Raw genomic sequence first — 26,818 nt, forward strand, 5'->3', positions numbered from 1 at the left:
TTCGTCCGGCGTTTTAACGACTACCGACCCACGCTCCTAGCGCAGGCGATATCTGTCTCGCCGCGCCAGAGAGTCCGCAGTACGGCCCCAGACCAACCCGGGTTCACACGTGACTGCTTTGCGAAGCAGTCACGGAACCGCTTCTTGGCATCCAACCGAAAATAGAAAGTCCCCAGGAGGCTGGCGACCGGGTCGCCACCGTTCCCTTTATGCGACGAGCTGGAACATTGTAACCGCCACGGGCAGCTGATCTTTCGCATATACGCGCCTTCACCCTGGATGAATACATCGGCCTGCCCGAAGGAATCCCGAAACCTACAAGGAGGTCATCAACAGGTTATTAACGACCCGTGTCCACGTCAATTCGGCAAACAATCCATTCCCCGACAATGGCCGCCAACTGCCAAGGATTCCCCCAGAACACCGACCGCTCTTCAGAGACTGGCAGCATGCCCGGCCGCTCCAAGAAAGAAGATGAACATGACTCATGAAATCGACTCTCCCCGCGGAACCCAGCATCCCGACCGAATTCAGGTCCCCATTACGGTCGCCGAACGGGCCCGGGCCCTGGACCATTCGGTCACGCAAGCGCTGCGACCTGTCGCACTGCCGGCGCTGCGAGTGATGCTCGGGATCCTGTTTCTATGGTTCGGCGGACTCAAGGTCATAGGCCGTTCGCCCGTTGCCGGCCTCATTGGGCAAACGCTTCCGTTCGGCAACGACCATCTAGTCTTGCTGCTTCTTGGACTCGCGGAGTTGGCGCTTGGTGCGTTGCTCATAAGCGGCATGTTCATTCGCCTCTCAGTGCTGGCGTCAGCGATGCATCTGGCGGGCACTTTCTCCACATTCGCAATGGCACCTGAACTGATGTTTAGCGACGGTAACCCGTTGCTGCTGACTACCGACGGCGAGTTCGTGACAAAAAACGGATTGCTCATCGCCGCGACGTTGGTGCTTATCACCCACACGAGCCGCCCTCCAAAAGGGCCGAAGCCCGAGGCCGCGTAGATCCCGTTCCGGATGGAGGACATTCGAGGGGATTGTGTCAGCTTTGGGAGTTGACCGCGCGGAGGCCGGCCCGCCATGCTTTCGTGGTTTGGTCGTTCACAGGCTTTGTACCGGGCTGTATATGGACGCCGACTTCGCAGGTAACGGCGATGGACTCCTCTGATCTATGGGAAGTTGTCAAGAGGAAGCGGTCCCTGGCAGAGTGCCAGGGACCGCTTCCTCTTGGGCTGCCAAGGTCGACTGCACGAAGCGTCAGACCTGACTTGGCTCGCGGACGTACCGGACTGTCCTCTTAGGCTGACCCAGCAGATCCGACTGCAGGCCGGGCCATGCGGAACCCGAGTGCCGCCGTGACTGTCCGGTCACGATCCGTGGTTCATCGTCCAAAATCAGGGGTTGACAACCCGTGATTTGGATGCAGAACCGTTTCATCATTGTCTCCGAATCTTGCTTGTTTGCCCTCTTCCTGAGGCACAGACTGAACGCACCACACCGGGCCGATAGTGAAGCGGGGTGCCATCCGCAACACGGCCATGGAGGCCATCACGTCCGGTGGACGTTTCTTCACCCGCAAGCCCTTGAGTAAATAGGACACACAATGAGCATCACCTTCCGGGCGCCGTGGGGGCGGCTGCCCCATCATTCCGGATCCCGAAGCGGATTCCCCGCCCGCGGGACCATGTCCCCATCGCAGCCGACTACCGCACAACGGAAACGCCGGCCCATCATGACGAAAGCGCGTGCCGTCCTGGCGGCCCTGCTGCTGGCTGGCGGACTGGGACTCGTAGTGCCCGGCACCGCCTCGGCGGCCCCCTTCTGCGGGATCACCTGGGGTTCGCTGGCGAAGTCGAACACCTCCCTGCCGGTCGGCCCTGGCCAGGATCCCATCACCAATATCCGCTCCGGGCGCCACGCCTGCTTCGACCGTCTGGTGGTGGACGTCAACGGCCAGGCCCCCAGGTACCATGTGCGCTATGTCCCTGCCGTTACACAGGACGGGTCCGGCTTTACCGTTCCGTTGCGGGGCGGCGCGTTCCTCCAGGTGACAGTCGCGACACCGGCCCATGACCAGGACTACAACGCCACCTACCTCCCGGCGAACCGGGACGAAGCCGTGAACGTTGCGGGTTTCCGGACCTTCCGTCAGGTGGCCTTCACAGGCACCTTCGAGGCGGTGACGCAGATCGGGCTGGGGGTCCGCGCGCGGCTGCCGTTCCGGGTATTCACCCTGGCCGGCCCGGGCGAAGGATCCCGGCTGGTAATCGATGTTGCTCACCGGTGGTGAGGACGCCCAGCGCCCTGGCGAGCTGCGGAAACGACGTTTGCTGGCTGTCAGCGTTACCTCACGTTTTCTCCGATCAGCAGCCCGGTGGCGGGATCAATAAAGATGTCCCTTCCCAGAGTGGTGCAAACGACTTCGGACATTCAGTGCAGACGACTTCGGAAAACGACAGTGGGGTTACACCTCTCGGTACGGTGTAGGAATGGACATTGTCGGGCAACCCGCTCCGCAGGGGCAGGTGCGTCGGGACAGACCTTAGATCCGCGGCCGTCGGGCCCAGCGCCTGGCTTTCAGCGCCGAGTGCAGTTCGAGCCGCAGCTGGCCGTTCAGCGGGTCGACGCCGAGCAGTTGGCGGATCCTGCCCAGCCGGTTGTAGATGCTGCTGCGGTGCAGATGCAGCTTGGCGGCCACGTCTTGCACCGAGCCGTCGCTGTCGTAGAGCAGTTCCAGCACCGGCAGCAGTTCCCCGTTCTTGTCGTTCTCCTCCAGTGTGCGGAAGTGGATTGAGCCGGTATCGTCCCAGCCGCCCGGTGCCACCAGCCGGTCGAACAGCTGGTAGACCCCCACGGAACGGCTGTCCACCAGCTCCCCGAGCAGCGGATCGACGGCGGCCGCCTGCGCCGCGAGCTTGGACTGCCGGTAGGCGGCGGCGAGCTGCCTTACCACGGCGAAGGGCTCGCTGATGCCCAGTATGATCCGGTCCACCGTCCGGCCCGCGCGCTTGGCCAGCTCCAGCTGATAGTGCACCAGGATCTGGGCGTGTTCGGCCCTGCCGCCTGAGTGCTGGAACAGCATCACCGAGTGGGTCTCCGTGCCGGCGCTGAACAGCACGCCCTTGACGCCAATGCTCGACTGCAGCGCCGCGGAACGGTGCGTCAGCGTCGCGGCGAGGGGATCGCTTTCGGGGCCGCCGTCGGCGTCCAGGACGGTGACCAGCTGCCATGGTCCGCGGCCCTGGATCTCCTTCCAGCCCGCCACCGCGGCCACGGCGTTCGACTCCCCATGGCATGCCGCCAGGAACTCCTGCTCACGGCGGCGGCGGAACTCCGATTCGGCGGTGTTGGAGTCCAGGAGCAGCCCGGCCAGCAGGTCCAGTTCGTCCCGCACGCCCGGCAGCTGGGCGAGGATCGCCGTCGCACTTTGCTCCTGCACGTCCTGCTGCACCCACAGGTAACCGACCCGGAAACCGCGCACCAGCAGCGGGACGCAGACGCGCCCCAGCATGCCGAGCTCCTCATTGGCGGGCACGACGACGGGACGCACCGCCGTCGCGATGCCGTGCGAGAGCTGCCACGCGCTGACGTCGGCGGGCACGCGCTTGCTGAGCAGGAAGTTCACCCGGACGCGGTCCGCGTGGGACTGGTTGGAACTGTAGGCGAGGAGGACGCCGTCGAGGTCTTCGAGGGAGAGCCCGCGGCCGAGCTTGAGCGCCACGTGTTCCACGAGCTGTTCGACGTCCTGCTGCATGCTGCCAGCGTACTGCCCGGCCGCCTCGGCAGACAGCCGGGCAGCCACGCCCGGATTCAGTGACTCAGCGGGCCTCTGCGGGCTCCGGATCCGACGCCGGCGCTGACTCGAACGGGCCGCCCGCCGGAGTCTCGCCCCGGAAGGCCCGCAGCATGGCCTCGCGGTCGAAGTCGCCCTCCCACTTGGACACCACGAACGTGGCCACGCAATTGCCGAGCAAGTTCACGACGACGCGCATCGAATCCATAAGCCGGTCGGCACCGAGGAGAAGCGCGACGCCTGCCACCGGGAAGATGCCCAGGGCGCCCGCCGTCGCGGACAGGGCCAGGAACGCAGACCCCGGAACGCCGGCCATGCCCTTGGAGGTGAGCATGAGGATGCCGAGGGCAAGGAGCTGCTGGCCGAAATCGAGATGGTGCCCGAAGGCCTGGGCCAGGAACAGGAGCGAGATGGAGAGATAGATCGCGGCGCCGTCGAGGTTGAACGAGTAGCCGGTGGGAATCACCAGGCCGGTAGTGGAGCGCGAACAACCGGCGTTGCTGAGCTTGGTCATGATGCGCGGCATCACGGACTCGGTGGAGGCGGTGCCGAGCGCCAGCAGGAATTCTTCGCGTGTGTACTTCAGGAACTGCCAGAGCGGCACGCGGGCGTAGCCCCAGGCAACCAGGAACAGCAAGGCGATGAAGACGACGGCGGCGCCGTAGCAGGCGGCGATCAGCACCGCATAGGTGCCCAGGGAGTCCAGCCCGTACTGGCCGATGATGAACGCCATGGCACCGAAGGCGCCGATGGGAGCCACCTTCATGACCCAGCCCATGATCTTGAAGAAGATCTCCAGGACGGTTTCCATCAGTTTCACCACCGGGGCGCAGCGCTCCCGGCCGATCACCACCACGGCGGATCCGAAGAACACCGAAAAGCAGAGCACCTGCAGGAGGCTGTTGTTGGCGAACGCGCCCACAACACTTGTGGGGATGACGCCGAGCAGGAACTGCCCCACGTCCTTGGGTGGTGCTGTGGAAGTCTTCGCGGTGAGCGCGTCGGTGGAGAGCGTGGCGGGGTCGATGTTCAGGCCGGCACCGGGCTGGACGATGTTGCCCACCAGCAGGCCGAAGGCGAGGGCGAACAGCGTGGCGCCGGTGAAGTAGACCAAGGCCTTCACGCCTACCCGGCCCACCGCTTTCACATCGCCCACCGCGGCGATGCCCGTGACGATCACCAGGAAGATCAGCGGCGCGATGATCATCTTGATGAGCTGGATGAAACCGTCGCCCAAGGGACGCAGGGCGGAGCCGAGACCGGGCAAGAAGTGGCCGATCAGGATGCCCGCCACGACGGCGACGAGGATCTGGACGAAGAGTGAGCGGTACAGGGGCTTCTTCCGGGGATCTGCGGAAGGTGCGGCAGGAATCTTCATGGCGGGACCAATCATTGAAGCAGCCGTCGGCATGCGGGCCAAGGCTTCGCGGGCAGGTCCGCCTAACCTAGGCCTCCAAGATTTCGCCCATGAAACGTTAAGGTCACCTTAGGAAGCATTTCCGAAACAAGCGTTCCACCACCCGGGGTTCGGGGTGGCGGGCCCGGGCCGGTTCGTACGAACATCAGGCGACACCTGCCGCCCTGCAGCTCGACAAATGTCGAGCCGCGAAACCCAAAAACCCCGGAATTCCGCGGTTTCTCCGGCACGGTGTTCCGGCTTTGCTGTCGCGCCGCTCACAGCCGGATTTATTCTGGAATCACAGCCCCCAGCACATCCCCCGGCCCGAAAAGCCGCTGAACATGGAGCCAAAAAATGATCATCGGCGTCCCCAAAGAAATCAAGAACAACGAATTCCGCGTAGCCATCACGGCCGCCGGCGTCCACGAGTTCCGCACCCACGGACACACCGTCCTGGTTGAGCGCGGCGCAGGCCTGGGCTCGGGCATCACGGACGAGGAATACTCGGTCGCCGGCGCCGAAATCGTTGCCGAGGCAGACGACGTCTGGGGCCGCGCGGACATGGTCCTGAAGGTCAAGGAGCCCATCAAGGCCGAATACCACCGCTTCCGCAAGGGCCTGGTTCTCTTCACCTACCTGCACCTCGCAGCCGAGCCCGAGCTCACCGCCGAGCTCATCAACTCCGGCGTCACCGCGATCGCCTACGAGACCGTGCAGGAGGGCCGCGCGCTGCCGCTGTTGGCCCCGATGTCCGAGGTTGCCGGCCGCCTGTCCGTGGTTGTGGGCGCGTCCTCGCTGATGGCTCCGGCCGGCGGCAAGGGTGTCCTGCTGGGCGGCGTACCGGGCGTGCGTCCGGCCAAGGTTGTGGTGCTCGGCGCAGGCGTGGCCGGCACGAACGCCGCAGCCATGGCGCTGGGCCTCGGTGCCGATGTCACCATTCTGGACATCAACATCAACCGCCTGCGTGAACTGGATGCCCTCTACCAGGGCCGCCTGAAGACCGTTGCCTCCAACGCCTACGAGATCGAGAAGTCAGTTGTCGACGCAGATCTCGTGATCGGCTCCGTGCTGATCCCGGGCGCCAAGGCCCCCAAGCTGGTCACCAACGAACTCGTCTCCCGCATGAAGCCGGGCTCGGTTCTGGTGGACATCGCTGTGGACCAGGGCGGCTGCTTCGAGGACACGCACCCCACCACGCACCAGGAACCGACGTACAAGGTCCACAACTCGATCTTCTACTGCGTTGCCAACATGCCCGGCGCCGTTCCGAACACCTCCACGTACGCACTGACCAATGTCACCCTGCGCTACGCAGTGGCGCTGGCCGACCTTGGCGTCAAGGCCGCCTTCGACCGCGACCCCGCGCTGGCCGCCGGCCTCAACATCGCCGCAGGCCAAGTGGCACACCACTCGGTTTCCGAGGCGCACGGCCTGCCCCTGGTTGCCGACTGGCACAGCCTGGTTTCCGCCTAGCAACACCCTCGTCGGCTGCTCCGTAAACGCCCTTTTGAGCCCCCAAAACGGCAGATACGGAGCAGTCGATTGTGTTTAAGTACGACGGCGGGCGTCAGGGCTTTGCCGGGTTGCTCGGGTTGGCCGGGACGTCCGCGGCCGGCACGGTGGGAACCGGCACCGGAACGCCTGACGGGGCCGGGTCTGACGGGGCAATGCCCGGTGGTGTGATGGGCGGCGCCGGGATGGTGACATTGCCGGGCTGGATGTTCCACGGGCCTTTGGGGGCCGCGCCGCCCGGCGTGGACTGTGGCTGGCCGTGCGCGGTACCGCCCGTACTGTTGGGGGCGGCCGGTGCCGGATCAGGGCTGCCGGGGACGGCCGGCTGGGTCACATCATAAACGGGTTGCTCTTCGGAGGGCGTGGCAGGCCCGCCGTTCTGCGGCGGCGTGCCGGCCCCAGGCGTCAGCTGCGAGACGACCGTCCCGACCACGTTGCCGAAGTGCTCGAACGCTCCTTGGAGGCCGCCCTCGGAGGCTGCGGCAGCGGTAGCGCCGCCCGCGAGGGACACCGCCACAGCAATACCTGCGATGACAGCGCGGCGCTTCCTCCGCCGTCGGGCGGCGAGCTCGTCAACGGGGGCGGGTGTGTCAACGGGGGCGGGCACCGCCGTCGGCAAGACCGTCGAGGGCACCATCAGCGCCCGGACTGCTGCGGAAGGCTGGGGCGCAGAGCTGGCGAGGGCGCGCAGCTCGAGCAGTTCGGTGCGGATCCCGTACGCCTCGTCGAGGTCGGCGTCGGCCAGCAGGCGGTCGATGGCCTGCTCGTCGGTGTTCCGCGCGCCCGGTGCGGTCTGTTCGCTCATGATGTGCCGTTCCTTAGTTGTGCACGCTTTCTCAGTGCACTCAATGCCCTGCGCTGCAGTTGTTTCACGGCTCCTTCGGACTTGCCCATGATGGCCGCGGTTTCTTCCACCGACAGGTCCGCTACGACCCGCAGGGCCAGGACCTCCCGGTGGTCGGGGGCGAGGTCCTCCAGGAGTTCCGTGACCCCCAGCCCGGCTCCCCGGTCGAATGCCTGGTCTTCCGCCGAAGGTGCGCGCCGTCCGTCCAGTTCCGCTTCATACGGAGTGGAGTCCGGGGTGCGTTCCCGCTTGCGGTAGTGGTCCACCATCCGCGCATGGGCGATGGAGAAGAGCAGGGTCCTGGCCCCCTGAAGCCCACCATGGAGGGTGGCCAGCTTCGGGTAAAGCGCTAGGAAGACGTCTTGGGTGACAGCTTCCGGATCGTCCACACCCCGGGCGCGCAGGTAGCCGAAGACCGGTCCGGAAAAGTTGTTGTAGGCAGCCGTGAAGAGCAGCGCGCGATCGTCGTCGTCCGCCTGCACATATTCATCAGTTAAAGGGTCCAGCACCCTCGGATGCCTCCATCCCACGCAGCGCAGAGACGTCCCGGAGTCCGCGAAACCACCGCCGCTGCCGTCTGTTGCGTAGCGGGGCTCCTTGGTCTCAACCAAGGAGCCCCGCGCTTAAAGCGTAGCCGCCGTGTGCTTAGCGGACAGAACCGACAGGTGCGCCGGGAACAGCCGGGACCTCGGCGGGAAGCTGCGAGGGGAGGGCAGGAGCGGCGGGAACTGCCGGAACCGCAGGCGCGACCGGCGCCTGCGCCGAAACGGAAGCGTCGGCGCCGACGGCGGCGCTCGCGGAACCGTCAGCCTTCAGGCCAGCAGCATTGCCGGCCTCCACCACAGCCTCGCAGTGTGCTTCCGCCTTGGCGTCGCCACCTGCGGCAACTACCAGGGATTCGTAGCCGGGAACCTTGGCGCCGGCGTTCAGGTCGCCGTTGAGGAAGGCGGTGCAGAGTCCGAAAGCTTCGGGCGACGTGGCGTCGGTAACGGCCTGCTCGGCCTTGGACTTCGCGGCCGCAACAGCGTCTTCGGCTGTTGCCTTGCCGGCTTCAGCAGCCTCGGCTGCCTTGGCCTGTGCGGCTGCGGCAGCGTCGGCTGCCTTGGCCTGCGCGGCCGCGGCAGCCTCGGCAACCTTGGCCTGCGCGGCTGCGGCAGCGTCGGCTGCCTTGGCCTGCGCGGCCGCGGCAGCCTCGGCAACCTTGGCCTGCGCGGCTGCGGCAGCGTCGGCTGCCTTGGCCACGGCCGGGGCGGGGGCGCCGAGCAGCTCGTGGGCGGCCTGCTGGACATCGCTGGGGAGAACTCCGTTGACGGCGGCAACGCCGGTTCCACCAACCGTTACGGCTCCGGCGGCCAGGATGCTGGCAGCGACTTTGCTGGTGGCAAGGACAGAGAACAAGGACATGAAACCCTCCGAGAATCGTGTAGGACTGCTTCGGTAACGGTTGTGCCCGCAAGCGCTTGGTCGGCTGCGGACCCGTTCCGTACTCCCCCTACATCGTCCGCGGCCCCGGAAAAGTTACGGCCGCGCCGAAATTTCCTTCCGGGACGCATCTCCCCGCTTTGGGCGGGGGAACTTTGACGGCTCACAGTTTCACAAGGGCCCGCGCCTGTTCGATCAGTTTGAGGACCTCCACCGAGCTGGCGGGGTCGACCGGGAGGGGCAGCGCGGAGGAGGCGCCGCCGTCGGCGATTTTTTCTGCGAGGATGCGGTAGAACTCCGGGTACGCGCCGCGCTCGGTGGGCACCGGCGTGCGCTGCCCGTCCCGTTCCAGGATCCCTTGGTGTCCCGCGGGCTCGACGCCGTAGGCGGGGTCCGTGGGCAGCCCGCCTCCCAGCAGGTACGGTTCCTGCGGATCGGCCCCGAACTTCACGAAACCGCCCTCGCTGCCCAGGATGCGGAAACGGGGGCCGGGCAGTTGGCTGTTGAGGTTCAGCGTCAGGTGGCTCACCACGCCGGACTCGTGCCGGAGGGCCAGGAAGATGTCGTCATCGGCATGTTCCTGCGGCCGACGCGCGGAAATCTCCGCGTACGCCACCTGCGCGGGGCCGAAGAACTGCACGGCGAGGTCCAGGACGTGGGCGCCCAGGTCGAACAGCACGCCGCCGCCGTCCTCGGCCGTCGCACCGGCTTTCCAGGCCTTGGCGATCTCCGGCGCCCAGCGTTCCATGCCCGACTCGAACCGCGTCACGGTCCCCAGCGTGCCGGCGTCGAGCAGTTTCTTGACGGTGAGCGCGTCGCCGTCCCAGCGGCGGTTCTGGTAGACGGTAAGCACTCGGCCCAGCCGTGCGGCCAACTCGATCAGTTCCTGCCCCTGCGCGCTGTACGCCACGAACGGCTTGTCCACGACGACGTCGAGCCCGGCTTCCAGCGCCGCCTTGGCCAGCGCAAAGTGTGTCGACGGCGGCGTGCCGAGGACCACGAGGTCCAGCTCCCCGGCGAGCGCCAGGATGTCCGCCGGGCTGGCCACGAGCCGCACGCCCGGGTGCCGGGCGGCCGCCGCAGACTGCCGCCCGGCGTCGGAGGTGGCGATGACGTCAAGGGAATACGCGGGGCTGGCGGCGATGAACGGCGCGTGGAACACGCTGCCGGAGAGCCCGTAGCCGGCGACGGCGGTGCGGATGGGCCGCTGCCCTGCGGCGGCTTCGTGGCGGGCGGCGTCGCGGGCGAGGTCGGCATCGTGGGCGGCTTCGTGGGTGGCTTCCTGGCCGGCGTCGTGGGTGCGCATGCCGCCAACGCTACCTCCGTGCCGACGCTCTCTCACTTTTGGGCCTTAAATGAACAACCCTCTCTCACCAAGGTGAGAGAGGGTTGTCCGAAAACGCCTCAAAAGTGAGAGAGCGTCGGAGGGGAGGCTACTTTTTGGCGCCCTTTTCCCAGCCGATGGTGGTCCAGTCCGGAACCTGAGCACTGCTCTTAAACAGGGACGGGCCATAATTGGCTAGCCCTTTTCGTACGAAGGAAATCTGAGGACCATTGAAAACCGGCCCCATGGAGTAGTACTTCGCCATGTGTTCCTTCTCCACCTCCATGGCAGCCTTGTTACGCTCGGCATTGTCCGCAATTGTGCCAAGGTTCTTGATCTTCGCGTCGAGCTCGGCGTCTCCCAGCTCGTTTCGATTCGTCTGGGACTGATAGAGCTGCTTGACGCTGTCTGTGGCGTCCCCGCTTGTCAGAGAGAATCCTGAAATCGTCAAGGCGAACTCCCTTGAAGCAAGGACCTTCTGGAAGTCGGCCAGACCGCGCTGATCGATACCCACGTCCATACCGGCAGCCTGGAGTTGCTTCTGGAGCGTTTGCACAGTAGCCCCCGTGGTGGGATCGTCACCGAAGTTGGTGATCTTGAAGGTCACGGGATTACCGTCCTTCTCCATGATGCCCTTGTCGTTCGCCTTGTATCCCGCGTCAGTCAGGACCTTCTTGGCTGCCTCGGCCCCGGTTTCCTTGACCGGGTAGTTGTCCTGGTAGTTCGGGGAGAACGGCATGAGCAGCAACGACCCCGAACTCTCCTCTTCCCAGTTCAGGCCGTTGAATCGAACGCCCCTCAAGGCAGGTCGATCGACAGCCGCGAAAATGGCTTTCCGCACAGCCGTGTCCGTCATCGGGGCCACGAGCGCGTTGATGTTCAGCCCGCCGGCAAACAGCCTCTGGCCCCGGCGGACCTCGGCATCTGCCGTTCCGTCCAGCCGACTGTACAACGAGACCGTGTTGGCCGAGATTCCGTCTATTTCGCCGTTCTTGAAGGCGGCGACTTGGGCGCCTGTCTCAAGTTGCCGGAACACCGCCTTGCTCAGGACTGGTTTGGCGCCCCACCACTTTTCGTTGGGAACCATGATGACCGTCTTGGCAGCGGCGTCGAAGTTCTCCAACTTGAACGGACCGGCCATCCACTCCTCGTGCAGCTTGCCGGTGAAGCCTGTGTTGAAGATTTCGGGGGTGTTCACTGCCGGATGGACCAGACCTGTAAACAGGGCATCAAGAGGATAGACCGGCTGCGTGGTGGTGACAATGACCTCCTTGTCATTGGCGCCTGCCCTAACCGAGTCAACAAATTCGTAGGCTCCGGACGTGACAATGTCGATGTCCTTGTTCTCGCCCCTGAGCATCTTCCAAGTGTTCTCGAAAGTCTTGACGTCGATCGGTGTGCCGTCGTTGTATGTCGCCTTCGGATTGATTTTGATCGTGATGGTCTGCTTGCCATCCTTGATCTCGCTCTTGATTTCCTCGCAGAAGTCCTTGTTGGGCGTCGCCGTACCATCGAAATCCAGAGTCCAGCAACCCCAGGTTCCTGCTCCATCGATGGGGCGATGAAGACTGTTATTGTCTGCACTATTGCCGGTGTTGGAGAACAAGTTGAAGGACGGTCCGATGCTGCCCAGGGGAAGCGTCACGGTGCCGCCCTGCTCGAGGTCCTTGGCGTCCTTGGCGTTGACGCTGATGAGTTTGTTGATGTCGCCGCCGGAGCCCTGGGCCTTCTGCGTCTCCGGACCCGGCGGCGTTCCGCCGCAGCCGGACAGCATCAGTGCCGCAGCAATCGCCGCGCCGCCGATTGTCATGTACTTCTTCATGGTGTGTCCTTCATTTTTTACGACTTGAATACTTGGAGTCTAGAAATAGCTGTCACGTTCTTAGGCATGCACCACCAGCATGTCGGCATCAAGTTCGCCATCAGGGAAGAAGCAGGCAAACTCCTGGTCATCACCCTCCGAAGCGTTGCCCTCTGGGGTAAGCGGCGGTTCAAAGGTGAGGCACTTTTCCTTTTTGGCTTCGGGCAGGGCCGCGAAGACCGGGCAGCGGGTGGCGAAATTGCAGCCCTTGGGCGCATCCAGCGGAGTGGGCAGATCGCCCTGCAGGATGATGCGTTCGCGCGTCCGTTCCACCTCGGGGTCCGGCACCGGAATGGCGGACAGCAGGGCCCTGGTGTAGGGGTGGCGGGGGTTGTCGAACACGCGGTCCACGTCCCCGGTTTCCACGATCTTGCCCAGGTACATGACGGCCACCCGGTCCGAGATATGCCGGACCACGGACAGATCGTGGGCCACCATGAGGTAGCTCAGCCCCAGTTCCGCGCGGAGCTGGTCCAGCAGGTTGATCACCCCGGCCTGCACCGAGACGTCCAGGGCGGACACCGGCTCGTCAAGCACCACCAGCTTGGGGTTCACCGCCAGGGCCCGGGCGATGCCGATGCGCTGGCGCTGTCCACCCGAGAACTGGTTGGGGAAGCGGTTGACGTGGTCGGCCTGAAGGCCCACCAGCTTCATCAGCTCCATGATCCGCTTCTTGATGGCGGCCCTGGGCATGCCGAGGTTTTCCAGCGGTTCAGCCAGTACCTCGTAGACGGTGAAGCGCGGGTCCAGGGCGCCGGTGGGGTCCTGGAACACCATCTGCATTTCCTTGCGCATGGCCTGCTTGGTCTTCGCGTCCGTGGCCACCTTGTTGCTGACGCCGCCGATCACCACCTCGCCCTGCTGGGCCGGGTGGAACTCCATGATCTCCAGCAGCGTGGTGGTCTTGCCGCAGCCGGACTCCCCCACGATCGAGAGGCACTCGCCCTCGCGGATGTCGAAGCTCAGCCCGTCCACGGCCTTCACCGTGCCGATCCGGCGCTTGAACAGGGCGCCCTTGAGCAGCGGGAAGTGTTTTTTCACGTCCCTCAGCTCAAGGACGGTATTCCGCTCCTGGCGGGGGACGCCGTCGAACTTTGACACCGGAACCGGCGGGGCATGGAAGATCCGGTGGACATCGACGTCCGTGGCGAGCGAATCGGCCTTGATGCAGGCGGCCTGGTGCCCCTCGCTCCCTGACACCGCCCAGAGTTCCGGTTCGCCGGCCAGGCAGGCGTCGCTGGCCAGCGGGCAGCGCGGCGCGAAGGAGCAGCCTGTGACCGGCAGGGCGAGGTTGGGCGGCGTGCCTTCGATCGGCACCAGCGAGTTCTTCTGCGAGGCGTCCACGCGCGGAACCGCGCCCAGCAGGCCCATCGTGTACGGCATGCGGGGGGCGTAGTAGATGTCCTCCACCGTGCCGGTCTCCACGGGCTTCCCCGCGTACATGACCATGATGTCGTCGGCCATGCCGGCCACCACGCCGAGGTCGTGCGTGATCATGACGACGGCGGCGCCGGTTTCCTCCTGCGCTGTGTGCAGCACCTCCAGGACCTGGGCCTGGATGGTGACGTCCAGCGCCGTCGTCGGCTCATCCGCGATCAGGACCCGCGGATCGTTGGCGATCGCGATGGCGATCATGACGCGCTGGCGCATGCCGCCGGAGAATTCGTGCGGGAACGCCTTGATCCGGTCCTTGGGGCTGGGGATGCCCACCATCCGCAAGAGCTCGACGGCGCGCGACTCCTTGGCCTGCTTGCTCATGGCGGGGTTGTGGACGGTGAGCGCCTCGATGATCTGGTGCCCCACCGTGTAGACGGGGGTCAGCGAGGACAGCGGATCCTGGAACACCATGGCGATGTCGCTGCCGCGGTGCCTGCACATGGCCTTGTCGCTCAAACCGAGCAGTTCCTTGCCCTTGAAGCGCACGGAACCGGTGATCTCGGCCGTCGTGGGCAGGAGCCCCATGATCGCCATGGAGGTGACGGACTTTCCGGAGCCGGACTCGCCCACGATGCCCAGGGTCTTGCCTGCCATGAGATCGAAATCGACGCCCCGCACCGCGTGGACCACGCCGTTTTCGGAATTGAAGCGGACATTGAGGTCACGGACGCTCAGGACGGCGTCGCCGGGTGCGTAGAGCCCGACGTCGCGGAGGCGTTCGGCGGGCGTCTGGCTGGTGGGCTGTTCGATGTTGGTGCTCATCTGGTCTTCTTCTTTGCGGTCTTCGACTTGGCGCTGCCAATTGAGCTGGAGCTGGGATCGAACGCGTCCCGGAGGCCGTCATTCATCATGGCCAGCGAACCGGTCAGCAGGAACATGACGGTCAGCGGCACCCAGAACATCCACGGGAACGACGACACCTGGCCGGTGGACTGGCCGATCAGCACGCCCAGGCTGATGTCCGGGGCCTTGATGCCGATGCCGATGAAGGAGAACGCCACCTCGGCCAGGACGGCGCCGGTGACGCCGCGGGTGAAGTCGAGGACCAGCAGCGAGCCGATGTTCGGAACCAGGTGGCGGCGCACGATCTTCATGGACGGGATGCCCATGTACTTCGCGGCCTTGACGTAGTCCCGCTGCATGAGGGACATGGACAGGGAGCGGACCAGCCGGGCCGTGCCCATCCAGCTGAAGACGAGCAGGACGACAATCAGGAGCAGCCAGCTGGGCAACGCCCTCAGCCCGTCACCGCCGCTCCCGGTGGCCACGGCCACCACCAGGATGGCCGGCATCATGATGAGGGCCTCCAGGATGAATAGCATCACGGAGTCCACCTTGCCGCCGAAGAACGCCATGCTGCAGCCGTAGATCGCGGAGATCAGCACCGAGAGGCCGCCCACGATCACGCCGATGAGGATCGAGATGCGGGTTCCCTCCACCACCATGGCCAGCAGGTCGATGCCGGCCTGCGAGGTGCCCAGGAAGTGCTCGGGCGAGGGACCCATGCCGATGTTGAAGGGGTCGATGGTCTCCTTGTCCCACGGGGTCAGGAAGCCGCCCACCCAGGAGAAGAGGAAGAGCGCCAGGAAGATGAACAAGCCGGCGACGGCGGTCCGGTTCCGCATGAAGCGGCGGAAGATGATGCGCGACTTGGCGATGACAACGTCCTGGTTTTCAACCCGGGCCTCATCCAGTTCCGCAATGGGATCGATGATGTTCGTCATTACTGGACCCTCACTCGCGGATCGACGATCGTGGTGGCGAAATCAGCCAGGATGGCGCCCACCGCGAAGATCACGGAGCCGTAGGCGAGCATGGCCGTGGCCACATTGACGTCCTGCATGCCGATCGACTGGATGCTCCACAGGCCCACACCCGGCCAGGCGAAGATCGCTTCGGCAAAGAAGCCGCCGGTGAAGATGGCCGGGATGGTGAATGCGATGCTCTGCGCCACCGGGATGAAGGACACGCGCAAGGCATGCCTGGTGATGGCCTGGTTGCGGGTGAGCCCCTTGGCGCGGGCGGTGCGGACGAAATCGGCGTTGACGTTGTCCAACAAGTATTGGCGCTGCGCGATCTGGTATCCGGCCCAGCCGAACACGGTCATGGCGAAGGTGGGCACGGCGTAGTGGGCCACCAGGTCCACGAAGGCCGGCCAGCCCGGGTCGATGCCCGGCGTCGAGATTCCGGTGACGAAGAAGATCCGCTGCCCCAGTGCCTCATTGATGTTGATGGCGCCGAGCTGGACCAGGAAGTAGGCGATCGGTGCGGGGAGGATGTGCACCAGGTAGCTGTACGAGGTGATGGCCCGGTCCTGGAACTTGTACTGCCGGGCTGCCGAGTAGACGCCCAGGGCCACGCCGATGACGAGCGTGAGGATGATGGACGCAATGAACAGCCGGGTGGAGACCATGACACGGTCGGTGAACTCCGCATTCACGTAGGCACCGTTGGGGCTGCGGCCCCAGTCCCATCTGGTGATGACACCGCCGAGCCAGTCGACGTAGCGCTCCCACGGATTTTTGGTGGGGTCCAGTCCCAGGAGCCGGAAGGAGTTGGTGACCTGCTCCGGGGAGGGCCGCGGAATTTTCTCCTGTTCGAGCAATGCAGGTTTCAGCGATGAGACTGCCAGGAAATAGCCGGCACTGGTGGTCAGGAAAATCATGACCAGATAAATGCCCGAGCGCTTCAGGAGATACTTCAGCATGTCGGACGGCTGCCTTGAACACGCAACTCCGGATCATGGCATGACGCCCGCGCGTGGGGCGCCGTGGCGGTGGCAAACAAGGTCAACACTCGTCCTTCCGCCATTTTCCCGGCTGTGACCGGAACTGGCACTAAGTCGGGCAGGCGATGGTTACCAGCGCTGCCGTCCAATCAGCCCCGCCTGCATGGTGCAGGTCACATTCAAGGGGAAACTCTCATAAGAACTGCTTCACAATTTTCATCGATCACCGTCCCTGCAAGCATGGTCCCAGATCGTTATGAACAGCACCACAAGCAACATGACAAATCCGGTCAAAATCAGGCTTTTCGCATAGCGGTATTCGCGCCGAGACTACGCGGGATTGATAATCCGGGTCACGAGTTGCCGCCAGGAGGCGGCCAGGCGCTTCGGCGAAATGCCATGGACGCGGACATCATTGACGATGCGCTCAGGGTCCAGTGCCGAGCACAGGGACATTGCCATGACCCACGGATCCTCGTCCATCCCGGCTTCGCGCAGGAGCAGTTCCAGGTGGCGGTGGGCCAGCATCGCCGGCGGGACGTCGAAGCGGTTACGCGGCGACACCCCTGCGCCCTTCAGCAACTCGCCGTATTCGAGGACAAAGTAGATGCGACCTTCGCCGTAGGCGGCAAGGCGCTCGAGCGGCGGCGCCCCTGGGCCCAGCGGCGGCGGCCCGAAGATGAACTGCTGCTGGAAGTCGGCCTCGGCGTCGCTCAGGAGGGTCATCATGAGCCCTGCGCGGTTCCCGAACCTCCGGAAGACCGTCCCCTTGCCCACCCCGGCTTTGCACGCGAGCGCGTCCATGGTCAGGGCCTCGGCACCGTATTCGGCCACCAGCTCCCGGGCAGCCTGCAGGAGCCGCTCACGGTTTCGTGCGGCGTCGCTGCGCTCGGCGGGGGCACCGAAGGGCACCTCCGGCCGGATGGGGATCAAGCTCACAAGAAACATTCTAGTCGTGGGAATATTAACCGGACCATAGTCCGTTTAGCATGGGTGAAGGCTCCAAACGCCTCACCATCCGCCGGCCCGGGGCTCAGCCCAAGGCCAGACACAAGGAGATTCAATGTCGAAGAACGCCGTTCTCGCCCTGGTCGGCAGCCTGCGCGCCGATTCACACAACCAGAAGCTGGCCGAAGCCATCCAGCAGAACGCCCCGGAAAACGTTGACGTGCAGATCCATGGCTCCCTGGGCAGCATCCCGTTCTACAACGAGGACATCGACGTCGAGGGCCAGGTTCCCGCCGAGGCAGCCGCCCTCCGCGCCGCCGCCAACAGCGCCGACACCCTCCTGCTGGTTACCCCGGAGCACAACGGCACCATGCCGGCATCGCTGAAGAACGCCATTGACTGGCTGTCCCGCCCGTACGGCGCAGGCGCGCTGGCCGGCAAGCCGACCGCCGTCGTCGGTACCGCCTTTGGCCAGTTCGGTGGCGTCTGGGCACAGGACGAGGCCCGCAAGGCTGCCGGCATCGCCGGCGCCAAGGTCCTCGAAGACGTGAAGCTGGCCGTTCCGGGCTCCATGATCCGCTTCGCCGAACTGCACCCGAAGGACGACGCCGAGGTTGTTGAGCAGATCAAGGGCATCTTCGAGCCCCTGACGGCCGTCCAGGAAGAAGCCGCAGCCTAGTCCTGGCCGCACCGCGGTCGGCAACAGCCACCCAGTCAAGATGCCCCCGTTCCGCCTCATTGGCGGGGCGGGGGCATCTTGCTGCCCGCCAACCGCACTGCCGGTTCTGCCCGCGTGGCGGCGCAACCATTCCGTAATGGAGCTGAAGCCGAACTGTCACCGCACTGCCGTTCCCCCGCTACTGGGGCAGCCGTAACGTTGAATTACAGGTGGACCAGGCAGGATTGCGGGGCTGTCATGCGGACCAGACGCAGAAGGATCACGTCGACGACGGCGATCGCGGCTGTGTGCCTGGCGCTCCCGCTGTGGCTCAGCAGCTGCTCCGCCCCTCCCGGGCCCCCTGTTCAGGGCCCCGGCGCGACTCAGGCGGCCGGTCCCTTGCCGTCTCCCGTCGCGGCTCCGGCGCCGGGCACTTCTCCATCGCCCACGGCCGAAGCCGTGCCGACGCCGGTCCCCGCGCCGCCCGTGGCACCGTCCGGCACCGGGTCACCGACCGGCAACTCCGGCGCCACGGCAGCACAGACTGCCCCGGGCGAAACCGGGCCAGGCCCGGGCACCGGAGGCCCGCCCTCCGCGCTGCCACCCGGGGGACTGCCCGGCGCCGGCACTTCGACGGCCCCGGCCCAGCCGCCCGCAGCCACGCCTCAACGGCGTGCTGCCCCGTCAGGACCTGCCGTGTACTACGTTGCCATCGACGACGGCGGCAGCAGCGGTGTGCGCTTCGGCTGCAATGACAGCCTGGTTGCGGTCCGCAGCGGCACGGCCACCGACGACCCACTGACCACGGCACTGGGCAGGCTGCTCGATCCGGCCAACACCACGGCCCAGGAGTCCGGCCTCTACAACGCGCTGTCCGGCTCTGCCCTGCATTTCGTTTCGGGCTACTTCAGCGGCACCACGGTGGTGGTGGACCTCAGCGGCTCGCTGCGGCCCGGCGGCGTGTGCGACAACCCGCGGATCGAGGCCCAGCTGACCCAGACAATCGTGGCAGCCACGGGCGCTTCGAGGGCCGAGATCTACATCGACGGAAGGACCCTGGCCGAGGTACTGAGCCTGCGGTGAAGTCAGCCGGCCGTGGCGATCGCCATCAGGTGGAGCAGGAACCAGCGCCAGGGGTTCCTGCGCCGGACCCGCTCGACGTCAACGTCGTACACGCTCATGGCCGGCTCCGGTCGGCCCGCTCCCGAACAGGGCGTCCATCTGCTCGTGGCTGCGGGATCCGGCCAGGGCGGACCAGTTGCCGTCGCCCATGATCTCCGTGGCAACCCTGGCCACCGTCGCGTAGGCCGCCTTGGCAGTGTTGCCGCCGATGCTGACACGGCGCACACCGGCGTCGTGCAGTTCGAGCGGCGACGGCGCTCCCAGCCCGGCCAGGGCATTGAGCGGCGCGGCAATGTGCCGGGACAGCTCGTGGAGCACGTGCAGGTCCACCACGCCCGGGACGAAGACGCCGTTGGCGCCCGCCGCCAGGTAGGCCTCGGACCGCCGCAGCGTCTCCTCATATGCCGTATCGGGAAACTTTCCGGAGAGGTACGTATCGGTCCGGGCATTGATGAACAGGGCGATGCCAGCGTCGTCCGCCGTGCGGCGGACCAGCGCGATCCGCCGGGCCTGCTCCGCAGCGTCGGTCAGCGGCTCCCCTGCGGAGTCCTCCAGGTTGATTCCGACGGCGCCCGCCTTCAGTACCGCCAGGATGGTGTTCCGGAGCTCGTCGTCGCTGCGCCCGTAGCCCGTCTCGACGTCGGCCGTCACAGGAACGGAGGTCACCGCCACGATCCGCCCCAGCGCCTCCATGGCAAGGCCGCGCGGCAGGTGGTCGCCGTCGCGGTACCCCAGGCTCCAGGACACCGCCGAGCTTGAGGTGGCCACCGCCGTCGCGCCCGCTTCCTCGACCATCCGCGCGGAGGCAGCGTCCCAGACGTTCACCAAGACCAGCGGCGCATGCACGGCGGCGTGGAGATTGCGGAAGGTTTCGGCCTTGGCTGCAGAGCTGGAATGCGGTGTCATGGCTCCATTCCAGCCCGTCAGGCGCCCGAGGTAAAGCCTCGGCGCGCAGAGTCTTCGGGATCACTGCAACAACTGTTGCCTAATTGGCAACATTGGGGAGTATCCTTTCCCTGTGAGCCACGAAACACTGGATGCCGGGCCCGAGCTGCCCGCGGAAGCCATCGATGCCATCGAACGCGCGGCCACGGCCGCCCACCCGCACGAGGAACTCTTCTCCGAGCGGGCGGCCAACATCAAGCAGTCGGCCGTGCGGGATGTCTTCGACATCTCCATGCGGCCGGGCCTGGTGTCGCTGGCCGGCGGCAACCCTTACCTGCAGTCGCTGCCCCTGGAGAAACTGGGCCAGACCGCCGCACACATCATTGCCAGGCAAGGCATGACGGCGCTGCAGTACGGCGGCGGCCAGGGCACTCTGGAACTGCGCACGCAGATCTGCGAAATCATGGCCGCGGAGGGCATCACGGATGCCCTCCCGGAAAACATCGTGGTCACCGCAGGCTCCCAGTCCGCACAGGACGTGGCAGCCAAGGTCTTCTGCAATCCCGGCGATGTGGTGCTGGTGGAGAACCCCACCTACGTAGGCGCCCTGAACACCTTCGAGGCGTACCAGGTCCAAGTGGAACCGGTGGAAATGGACGACGACGGGCTGGTGCCGGAGCTGCTCGAGACCCGGATCGCGGAACTCCAGGCCGAGGGGAAAAACGTGAAGTTCCTCTACACGATCCCCAACTTCAACAACCCCTCCGGTATCACGCTGGCAGAAGGCCGCCGCCAGCAAATCGTCGATATATGCCGCGAGGCGAATATTCTCGTCCTGGAGGACAACCCCTACGGGCTCCTGCGCTTTGACGGCCACCCGCTGGCCCCGATGCGCGCAGCCAACCCGGACGATGTCATCTACATGGGCTCGTTCTCCAAGATCTTCGCGCCGGGCCTGCGGATCGGCTGGGCGCTGGTCCCCGCACACTTGCAGCGGCGCTTCTACCTGGCCTCCGAGGCAGTGACCCTGTGCCCGCCGCCGCTGAACCAGATGATCATCTCGGCGTACCTGCGCGACTACGACTGGCGGGGGCAGATCGAAACATACCGCGCCCTGTACGCGGAGCGTTGCCGGGCACTGCTGGCCGCCCTGGACGAGCACATGCCCGCGGGCCTCAACTGGACCCGTCCGGACGGCGGATTCTTCGTCTGGGTGACCCTCCCTGAGGGCGTGGACACGTATCCGCTGCTCAAGAAGGCCATCGACGCCGGCGTCGTCTTCATTCCCGGCGCGGCGTTCTCCCCTGCCGACGGACCCTCAAACAAGCTGCGGCTGGCCTTTAGTGCTGTGCCTCCGGATACTATTGCCGAAGGTGTCCGCCGGCTGGCTCCTGTCCTGACGGAAGCCATCGAAGCCGGCGCTAGCAGAGGAGCAGGACAATGACCGGAGTAGTTATCGTCGGCGTCGACGGCAGCGAGACAGCCATGAAGGCCGCACAGTCGGCGCAGCACCTGGCCAAGGCCCTGGGCGCGAGCCTTCGAGTGGTCACCGCGTTCGACAGCGACCGCACCGAGGTTTTTGAAATCGGCGGCGACCGCTGGATCGTTTCCGACGCCTCCGAGGCCGAAAAGGTCGCCAGGACCGTCGCCGAGAAGCTCCAGACCGAAGGGCTGGAAGTCAGCTACACGGCAGCACGCGGAAAGCCCGGCGAAGCCCTAATCAGCGAGGCCGAACTGGTTGATGCCCGCCTGATCGTGGTGGGCAACCGCCGCATGCAAGGGCTCGGGCGGGTGCTGGGAAGCGTCGCGAACACCGTGGCCCACCACGCCCCGTGCGATGTCTACATCGCCAAGACCGACAACCGGCCGTAACCGGCAACACTTGACGCGGATCACGCCGCCGGGTGGGGAGTCTCACCTGGCTTTTGGCGCTCCCGCGAACCCCGGACGATAAAATGGAGTAGCCCCCAAAGGAGTGTGCCGACAGCCCTCCACCAAGCCAAGGGACTACGATTTTGCTTACTTTGCAGCCGCGCCAGCGCGTGGGACATGACATCCTTCTTGCCCGCCACGGCAACCACATCAGCTCCATGCGCGTTGACCGCGCCAACGACCGTGTCATCGCCACGCTCGACGACGGTTCCTGGGACAGTGCCCCGAACAGGATCTCGCCCCTGCTGCAGATGCCCGATTCCTTCGGCAGCTTCCTGCGCGACGACTGGCGGATCTTCACCGTGGCCGCCATTGCCATGCTGACCATCGGCGCCATCGCGATGTCGCTCGCCATGGGAGTGGCAAGCACCATGCCCACCGAAGAGCTCAACGCACTGCTGGTCAGCTACCCCGCCTTCTAGGCGCTTCCGGGCCGGCCGCAGCGCGGGCCCGCCCTGCGGCCGGGCCCCGCCCCGTGGGGCTGGCCGGATCCGTAAGGACTGCAGTTACAGCAGCCAGCCGCGCAGCAGCCACCACAGGCCGGCGATCACGACGCCGCCAAAGAGGGACCCCGCAACGACCTGCCCCAGGGTGTGGTCGCGCAGAACCACCCGCGACCAGCCCACCGCAGGCACCAGAAGCAGCAGCGGCAGCCATGCCGGCCCGAACATCAACACCGAGATGACCGTAGCCGAGGAGATGGCCGAGGCGTGGCCGCTGATCTTCCAGAAATGGCTCACCGCCGCCAGCACCGCAATGCCGCCCACCAGGGCCAGCATCATGACCGAGACGCTCACGGGCGCGTGGATGGCCTGGAGCAGCAGCAGGCCGGCAAGCACCGACACCAGGGCGAGCAGCAGCAGCGGTGCCCGCTGCTTGCGGTCGCTGATGTGGTGGTCGCTCACCTTGCCCAGCTTCACCAGCACCAGGACGTAGGCCAGCGGCAGCACGCACACAAAGAGCGCACCCAGCAGCCCGGCCCACATGGTCCCGGGGAACCCTGCTTCCACGGCCGGGCTGACGAGCATCAGCACAGTCACTACCACCGGCGGTTGGAAGATCTCCGTCAGCCAGCGGGCCACGCGGTGCGTGCCAAAGACCACACGCTGCCCGGTCGAGTGGTCAGTCACGTGCTCAGTCAAGGAGCAGCGCCGGCTCTTCCAGGATGGCCGCAACGTCCGCCATGAAGCGCGCCGAGAGATCCCCGTCCACCACACGGTGGTCGAACGAGCCGCCCAGGGTGGTGATCCAGCGCGGGATGACCTCGCCGTCCAGAACCCACGGCTTCTGCTTGATGGTGCCGAACGCAATGATCGCAACCTCGCCCGGGTTGATGATGGGCGTGCCCGTATCGATGCCCAGGGCGCCGATGTTGGTGATGGTCAGCGTTCCGCCCTGCATCTCGGCCGGCTGGGTCTTGCCGGCGCGTGCCGTGGTGGCCAGCTCGTTGAGGGCCAGGGCCAGTTCCTTGAGGGACAGGTCCTGGGCGTCCTTGATGTTGGGAACCATCAGCCCGCGCGGGGTGGCCGCGGCGATTCCGAGGTTCATGTAATGCTTCACCAGGATCTCCGCACCGCCCTTGCCGTCCGCGTTCTCCACCCAGGTGGCGTTGACGCTCGGGTTGCGGGCAGCGGCCCAGATGACGGCCTTGGAGAGGATGAGCAGCGGGGACACCTTGATGCCCTCGAAGTCGCGGGAGGCCTTGAGCCGCTTGACGAACTCCATGGTGCGGCTGGCATCGACGTCCACGAAAATGCTGACGTGCGGGGCCGAGAACGCGGATTCCACCATGGCCTTGGCCGTGGCCTTGCGGACACCCTTGACCGCGATGCGCTCGATGCGCTGGTCCTGGGGTTTCTGCGAGGCGCCCCAGAAGCCGCCGGCCTTGTCCAGTTCGGCGTCGCGCTGGGCCTGGTAGCTGACCAGGTCCTCACGGGTCACTTCGCCGCGCAGGCCGGTGGCCACCACGTCGGCCAGGTCGATTCCGAGGTCCCGGGCGACCTTGCGCACGGGCGGCTTGGCCAGGACCTTGCTGACCAGCCCGCTGATGGTGCCGCCGATGGCGGCCGTGCGGGATACGGCGGGGGCTGCGGCGGGAGCCGCCACGGGTGCCGGTGCGGCGGGGGCTGCTGCCGGCGTCGGGGTTTCAACGCGTGCTGCCGGTGCCGCCGCACCTTCCGGGCGCCTGCGCGGGCGGCGCTTGACGGCGTCGGCCTTGGGGCCGGAACCCACCAGGGGCCCGACGGCGGGCGTCTCAACGTCGTCCATCGGCAGCGTCCCGTACATCGGGGCGTCGACGACGGCGGGGGCTGCCCCGGGTGCCGGAGCCGCCGGGGCGTCGCCGGGCTGGTTGTCGGAGACGGCGATGATGGGCGTGCCGACTTCCACCGTGATGCCCTCGGCAACGAGCAGTTCCGTGACTGTTCCGGCGTACGGGGACGGCAGTTCAACGAGCGACTTGGCGGTCTCGATCTCGCAGAGGACATCGTTGATGGCCACGGTGTCGCCGGGCTTGACCTTCCAGGAGACCACTTCGGCCTCGGTGAGTCCTTCGCCGACGTCGGGGAGGTTGAATTTCTTGACAGTCACAGGGTCCTCGATTTTGATGTGCCGGCCGCCGGGCGGCGGGCTGAATCAGGGGCGGTTGGCAGTGCGTCGGCTCAGTAGGCCAGCGAGCGGTCCAGGGCTTCGAGGATCTTGTCGATGTCCGGCAAGTAGTCTTCTTCTACCTTGGCCACGGGGTAGGGCATGTGGAAGCCGCCCACGCGGATGACAGGAGCCTCGAGGTGCAGGAAGGCGCGTTCGCTGATGCGGGCCGCGATTTCGCCGCCGATGCCGCCGAAGGTGGGGGCCTCGTGGGCCACGATCAGGCGTCCGGTCTTCTTGACGGAGGCCTCAACGGTGTCGAAATCGATGGGGGAAATCGAACGGAGGTCGATCACCTCGATGCTGTGGCCGTCCTCCGCCGCGGCGTTGGCGGCGGCCAGGGCGACCGGAACCAGCGGACCGTACGCCACGATGGTCGCGTCGCTGCCTTCACGGACGATGTGGGCCTGGAACGGGTCCGACGACGGGCCGGCGTTCTCGACGTCGACCTCACCCTTGAGCCAGTAGCGGCGCTTGGGCTCGAAGAAGATGACGGGGTCCTGGCATTCGACGGCCTGCTGGATCATCCAGTAGGCGTCGTGCGCGTTCGACGGGGAGATGATGCGCAGGCCCGCGGTGTGGGCGAACAGGGCCTCCGGGGACTCCGAGTGGTGCTCGATCGAGCCGATGCCGCCGCCGTAGGGGATGCGGATGACCACGGGGACGGTGCAGCGTCCGTTGGTGCGGGAGTGGATCTTGGCCAGCTGCGTGGTGATCTGGTTGAAGGCCGGGAACACGAAGCCGTCGAACTGGATCTCGCAGACGGGGCTGTAGCCGCGCAGGGCCAGGCCGATCGCCGTGCCCACGATGCCGGACTCGGCCAGCGGGGTGTCAACCACACGGTCCTCGCCGAATTCCTTGATCAGGCCGTCCGTGACGCGGTAGACGCCGCCGAGGGGGCCGATGTCCTCGCCCATGAGGAGCGACTTCGGGTTGTTCTTCAGCGTTGCGCGCAGGCCCTCATTGATGGCCTTGGCAATGGTCATGGTGGTCATCAGTTGGCTGCCTCCTCGTCACTTTCGAATCCGGCCGAGTATTCCTCGAACCACGCCAGTTCCTCGTCCACCAGCGGGTGCTTTTCGGCATACACGTTGGCGAAGGAGGAGCGGATGTCCGGGACCTCCAGGCTGAGGGTGGTGGCACGGACTTGGGCGGCGAGCTCGTCGCCGTCGGCCTTGACCTGCTCGAAGAAGGCGTCGTCCGCGAGGCCCTCGGCCCGCAAGTACTTTTCGAGGCGGTCCAGCGGGTCCTTGCTGCGCCACTCCGTTTCCTCGGCCGACTCCCGGTACTTGGTGGGGTCATCCGCCGTGGTGTGGGCGCCCACGCGGTACGTATACGCCTCGATCAGGACGGGGCCGCGGCCCTCACGGGCGTGCTCGAGGGCCCATTCGGTGACGGCGTGCACGGCGATGACGTCGTTGCCGTCAACCCTGATGCCCGGGAAGCCGTAGCCCTTGGCTCGGTTAGCCAGCGGGATCTTGGTCTGCACGGAGCTGGGGACCGAGATGGCCCAGTGGTTGTTCTGACAGAAGAACACCACGGGGGCGTTGTAGGACGCGGCGAAGACCATGGACTCGTGGACATCGCCTTCGGAGCTGGCGCCGTCGCCGAAGTAGGCCATGACGGCGGCCTTGGGCTCCGTGGAACCGCTGGCCTCGGCAAGCTTCTGGTCGCGCTGGATGCCCATCGCGTAGCCGACGGCGTGCGGGGTCTGGGCGGCGAGCACCAGGGTGTAGAGGTGGAAGTTGTTCTCCCGGGGGTCCCAGCCGCCGTTGGAGATGCCGCGGAACTGGCGCAGGAGGTCAGCGAGGTCCACGTTGCGGACGAGCGCGACGCCGTGCTCCCGGTAGGTGGGGAAGATGTAGTCCTGCGGCTGGCTGGCGTGGCCGGAGCCGATCTGGGCGCCCTCCTGGCCGGTCAGCGGCACCCACAGGGCCAGTTCGCCCTGGCGCTGGAGCGCGGTGGCTTCCTGGTCGAAGCGGCGAATCTTGGCCATGTCGGCATAGAAGCGGCGCAACTGCTCGGGTTCGATCCGCTTGGCGTAATCCGAGAAGACGGGGTCCGTACCGAGCTTGCCGTCCGGGCCGAGCAATTGGACCATCTCTGCGGCGGGCTCGCCGGAAACGGCTCCCGCTGAGGGGACCTCCGCCAATATTCCGTCAGTCCCGGGGGTGGGCAGTTGTGTCGAGCCCATACCGTCTCCTTGCCTGCCGCAGCCGGATGCTGAGCAATGTGTGTCACTGGGATATATGCCCAATCCGGAATGCATTCCGGATTGGGCATATATTTTGGCTTTCGTCCTTA

General features: G+C 66.0%; 24 protein-coding genes. 8 read left to right on the forward strand and 16 right to left on the reverse strand.

Annotated elements, in window-relative coordinates:
- Positions 1-480: 480 nt before the first annotated feature.
- Positions 481-1,008 carry a DoxX family membrane protein gene (locus J1902_RS16355; RefSeq protein WP_207617376.1) on the forward strand — a complete coding sequence of 176 codons (528 nt, stop codon included), beginning with the start codon at positions 481-483 and terminating at the stop codon, positions 1,006-1,008.
- 727 nt (positions 1,009-1,735) lie between these two features.
- Positions 1,736-2,293, forward strand: a complete 558-nt coding sequence (locus tag J1902_RS16360) for an AMIN-like domain-containing (lipo)protein (RefSeq protein WP_207617377.1) — start codon at positions 1,736-1,738, stop codon at positions 2,291-2,293.
- Between the two features lie 252 nt (positions 2,294-2,545).
- On the opposite strand, the gene J1902_RS16365 is transcribed toward J1902_RS16360, so the two are convergent.
- Positions 2,546-3,757 carry a PucR family transcriptional regulator gene (locus J1902_RS16365; RefSeq protein WP_207617378.1) on the reverse strand — a complete coding sequence of 404 codons (1,212 nt, stop codon included), beginning with the start codon at positions 3,755-3,757 and terminating at the stop codon, positions 2,546-2,548.
- Positions 3,758-3,821: 64 nt separating this feature from the next.
- Positions 3,822-5,174: a cation:dicarboxylate symporter family transporter gene (locus J1902_RS16370; RefSeq protein WP_207617379.1), complete on the reverse strand. Its 1,353-nt coding sequence runs from the start codon at positions 5,172-5,174 to the stop codon at positions 3,822-3,824.
- A 375-nt stretch (positions 5,175-5,549) separates the two neighbouring features.
- Between J1902_RS16370 and ald the strand changes: the two genes are divergently transcribed.
- On the forward strand, positions 5,550-6,668 hold the full coding sequence (ald, locus tag J1902_RS16375) for an alanine dehydrogenase (protein ID WP_207617380.1): 1,119 nt from the start codon (positions 5,550-5,552) through the stop codon (positions 6,666-6,668).
- Positions 6,669-6,762: 94 nt separating this feature from the next.
- On the opposite strand, the gene J1902_RS16380 is transcribed toward ald, so the two are convergent.
- From J1902_RS16380 to J1902_RS16420, 9 genes are all read right to left on the reverse strand, one after another.
- Positions 6,763-7,512 (reverse strand): hypothetical protein, encoded by a 750-nt coding sequence (locus J1902_RS16380; protein ID WP_207617381.1) that lies wholly within the window; start codon positions 7,510-7,512, stop codon positions 6,763-6,765.
- Entirely contained in the window at positions 7,509-8,060 is a 552-nt protein-coding gene (locus J1902_RS16385; protein WP_207617382.1) for an RNA polymerase sigma factor, read from the reverse strand. The genes J1902_RS16380 and J1902_RS16385 overlap by 4 nt, the downstream gene beginning before the upstream one ends.
- Positions 8,061-8,196: 136 nt before the next feature.
- Entirely contained in the window at positions 8,197-8,955 is a 759-nt protein-coding gene (locus J1902_RS16390) for a hypothetical protein (protein WP_207617383.1), read from the reverse strand.
- 181 nt (positions 8,956-9,136) lie between these two features.
- On the reverse strand, positions 9,137-10,279 hold the full coding sequence (locus J1902_RS16395; RefSeq protein WP_207617384.1) for a Gfo/Idh/MocA family protein: 1,143 nt from the start codon (positions 10,277-10,279) through the stop codon (positions 9,137-9,139).
- Between the two features lie 127 nt (positions 10,280-10,406).
- Entirely contained in the window at positions 10,407-12,119 is a 1,713-nt protein-coding gene (locus tag J1902_RS16400; protein ID WP_207617385.1) for an ABC transporter family substrate-binding protein, read from the reverse strand.
- A gap of 60 nt (positions 12,120-12,179) precedes the next feature.
- Positions 12,180-14,357, reverse strand: a complete 2,178-nt coding sequence (locus J1902_RS16405; protein ID WP_207617386.1) for an ABC transporter ATP-binding protein — start codon at positions 14,355-14,357, stop codon at positions 12,180-12,182.
- Complete coding sequence (locus J1902_RS16410; protein ID WP_207617387.1) at positions 14,354-15,319, reverse strand: ABC transporter permease; 966 nt, start codon at positions 15,317-15,319, stop codon at positions 14,354-14,356. Before J1902_RS16410 ends, J1902_RS16405 begins: the two co-directional genes overlap by 4 nt.
- Positions 15,319-16,302: an ABC transporter permease gene (locus tag J1902_RS16415; RefSeq protein WP_207617388.1), complete on the reverse strand. Its 984-nt coding sequence runs from the start codon at positions 16,300-16,302 to the stop codon at positions 15,319-15,321. The genes J1902_RS16410 and J1902_RS16415 overlap by 1 nt, the downstream gene beginning before the upstream one ends.
- A gap of 351 nt (positions 16,303-16,653) precedes the next feature.
- Positions 16,654-17,262, reverse strand: a complete 609-nt coding sequence (locus J1902_RS16420) for a TetR/AcrR family transcriptional regulator (RefSeq protein WP_207617389.1) — start codon at positions 17,260-17,262, stop codon at positions 16,654-16,656.
- A 124-nt stretch (positions 17,263-17,386) separates the two neighbouring features.
- Here J1902_RS16420 and J1902_RS16425 point away from each other — a divergent pair, with 124 nt between their 5' ends.
- Positions 17,387-17,950 (forward strand): NAD(P)H-dependent oxidoreductase, encoded by a 564-nt coding sequence (locus J1902_RS16425; RefSeq protein WP_207617390.1) that lies wholly within the window; start codon positions 17,387-17,389, stop codon positions 17,948-17,950.
- Positions 17,951-18,328: 378 nt separating this feature from the next.
- Positions 18,329-19,012, forward strand: coding sequence for a GerMN domain-containing protein (locus tag J1902_RS16430; protein ID WP_242702120.1), 684 nt, complete (start codon positions 18,329-18,331; stop codon positions 19,010-19,012).
- A gap of 78 nt (positions 19,013-19,090) precedes the next feature.
- Here the strand turns inward: J1902_RS16430 and J1902_RS16435 are convergent, their stop codons facing one another.
- On the reverse strand, positions 19,091-19,957 hold the full coding sequence (locus J1902_RS16435) for an isocitrate lyase/PEP mutase family protein (RefSeq protein WP_207617392.1): 867 nt from the start codon (positions 19,955-19,957) through the stop codon (positions 19,091-19,093).
- A gap of 112 nt (positions 19,958-20,069) precedes the next feature.
- Between J1902_RS16435 and J1902_RS16440 the strand changes: the two genes are divergently transcribed.
- The 3 genes from J1902_RS16440 (at position 20,070) to J1902_RS16450 (ending at position 22,290) form a co-directional block, all read left to right on the forward strand.
- Complete coding sequence (locus J1902_RS16440) at positions 20,070-21,380, forward strand: aminotransferase-like domain-containing protein (protein ID WP_207617393.1); 1,311 nt, start codon at positions 20,070-20,072, stop codon at positions 21,378-21,380.
- Positions 21,377-21,808 (forward strand): universal stress protein, encoded by a 432-nt coding sequence (locus J1902_RS16445; protein ID WP_207617394.1) that lies wholly within the window; start codon positions 21,377-21,379, stop codon positions 21,806-21,808. Before J1902_RS16440 ends, J1902_RS16445 begins: the two co-directional genes overlap by 4 nt.
- 143 nt (positions 21,809-21,951) lie before the next feature.
- The gene (locus J1902_RS16450) at positions 21,952-22,290 is read left to right on the forward strand and encodes a hypothetical protein (protein WP_242702121.1); all 339 of its coding nucleotides are present in this window, start codon (positions 21,952-21,954) and stop codon (positions 22,288-22,290) included.
- An 84-nt stretch (positions 22,291-22,374) separates the two neighbouring features.
- On the opposite strand, the gene J1902_RS16455 is transcribed toward J1902_RS16450, so the two are convergent.
- From J1902_RS16455 to pdhA, 4 genes are all read right to left on the reverse strand, one after another.
- Positions 22,375-22,998 carry a phosphatase PAP2 family protein gene (locus tag J1902_RS16455; protein WP_307794480.1) on the reverse strand — a complete coding sequence of 208 codons (624 nt, stop codon included), beginning with the start codon at positions 22,996-22,998 and terminating at the stop codon, positions 22,375-22,377.
- A 4-nt stretch (positions 22,999-23,002) separates the two neighbouring features.
- Positions 23,003-24,457: a dihydrolipoamide acetyltransferase family protein gene (locus J1902_RS19725; protein ID WP_207617395.1), complete on the reverse strand. Its 1,455-nt coding sequence runs from the start codon at positions 24,455-24,457 to the stop codon at positions 23,003-23,005.
- Between the two features lie 71 nt (positions 24,458-24,528).
- Positions 24,529-25,509 (reverse strand): alpha-ketoacid dehydrogenase subunit beta, encoded by a 981-nt coding sequence (locus J1902_RS16465; RefSeq protein WP_207617396.1) that lies wholly within the window; start codon positions 25,507-25,509, stop codon positions 24,529-24,531.
- Positions 25,509-26,708: a pyruvate dehydrogenase (acetyl-transferring) E1 component subunit alpha gene (gene pdhA, locus J1902_RS16470; RefSeq protein ID WP_207617397.1), complete on the reverse strand. Its 1,200-nt coding sequence runs from the start codon at positions 26,706-26,708 to the stop codon at positions 25,509-25,511. The genes J1902_RS16465 and pdhA overlap by 1 nt, the downstream gene beginning before the upstream one ends.
- Positions 26,709-26,818: the final 110 nt, after the last annotated feature.

Origin of the sequence: Arthrobacter cavernae (genome assembly GCF_017368795.1) — a bacterium.
GTDB classification, from domain to species: domain Bacteria; phylum Actinomycetota; class Actinomycetes; order Actinomycetales; family Micrococcaceae; genus Arthrobacter; species Arthrobacter cavernae.

Coding starts and splice junctions, on each gene's coding strand:
- J1902_RS16355 (WP_207617376.1), top strand. CDS start 481: ATGACTCATGAAATCGACTCTCCCCGCGGAACCCAGCATCCCGACCGA.
- J1902_RS16360 (WP_207617377.1), top strand. CDS start 1,736: ATGACGAAAGCGCGTGCCGTCCTGGCGGCCCTGCTGCTGGCTGGCGGA.
- J1902_RS16365 (WP_207617378.1), bottom strand. CDS start 3,757: ATGCAGCAGGACGTCGAACAGCTCGTGGAACACGTGGCGCTCAAGCTC.
- J1902_RS16370 (WP_207617379.1), bottom strand. CDS start 5,174: ATGAAGATTCCTGCCGCACCTTCCGCAGATCCCCGGAAGAAGCCCCTG.
- ald (WP_207617380.1), top strand. CDS start 5,550: ATGATCATCGGCGTCCCCAAAGAAATCAAGAACAACGAATTCCGCGTA.
- J1902_RS16380 (WP_207617381.1), bottom strand. CDS start 7,512: ATGAGCGAACAGACCGCACCGGGCGCGCGGAACACCGACGAGCAGGCC.
- J1902_RS16390 (WP_207617383.1), bottom strand. CDS start 8,955: ATGTCCTTGTTCTCTGTCCTTGCCACCAGCAAAGTCGCTGCCAGCATC.
- J1902_RS16395 (WP_207617384.1), bottom strand. CDS start 10,279: ATGCGCACCCACGACGCCGGCCAGGAAGCCACCCACGAAGCCGCCCAC.
- J1902_RS16400 (WP_207617385.1), bottom strand. CDS start 12,119: ATGAAGAAGTACATGACAATCGGCGGCGCGGCGATTGCTGCGGCACTG.
- J1902_RS16405 (WP_207617386.1), bottom strand. CDS start 14,357: ATGAGCACCAACATCGAACAGCCCACCAGCCAGACGCCCGCCGAACGC.
- J1902_RS16410 (WP_207617387.1), bottom strand. CDS start 15,319: ATGACGAACATCATCGATCCCATTGCGGAACTGGATGAGGCCCGGGTT.
- J1902_RS16415 (WP_207617388.1), bottom strand. CDS start 16,302: ATGCTGAAGTATCTCCTGAAGCGCTCGGGCATTTATCTGGTCATGATT.
- J1902_RS16425 (WP_207617390.1), top strand. CDS start 17,387: ATGTCGAAGAACGCCGTTCTCGCCCTGGTCGGCAGCCTGCGCGCCGAT.
- J1902_RS16435 (WP_207617392.1), bottom strand. CDS start 19,957: ATGACACCGCATTCCAGCTCTGCAGCCAAGGCCGAAACCTTCCGCAAT.
- J1902_RS16445 (WP_207617394.1), top strand. CDS start 21,377: ATGACCGGAGTAGTTATCGTCGGCGTCGACGGCAGCGAGACAGCCATG.
- J1902_RS16465 (WP_207617396.1), bottom strand. CDS start 25,509: ATGACCACCATGACCATTGCCAAGGCCATCAATGAGGGCCTGCGCGCA.
- pdhA (WP_207617397.1), bottom strand. CDS start 26,708: ATGGGCTCGACACAACTGCCCACCCCCGGGACTGACGGAATATTGGCG.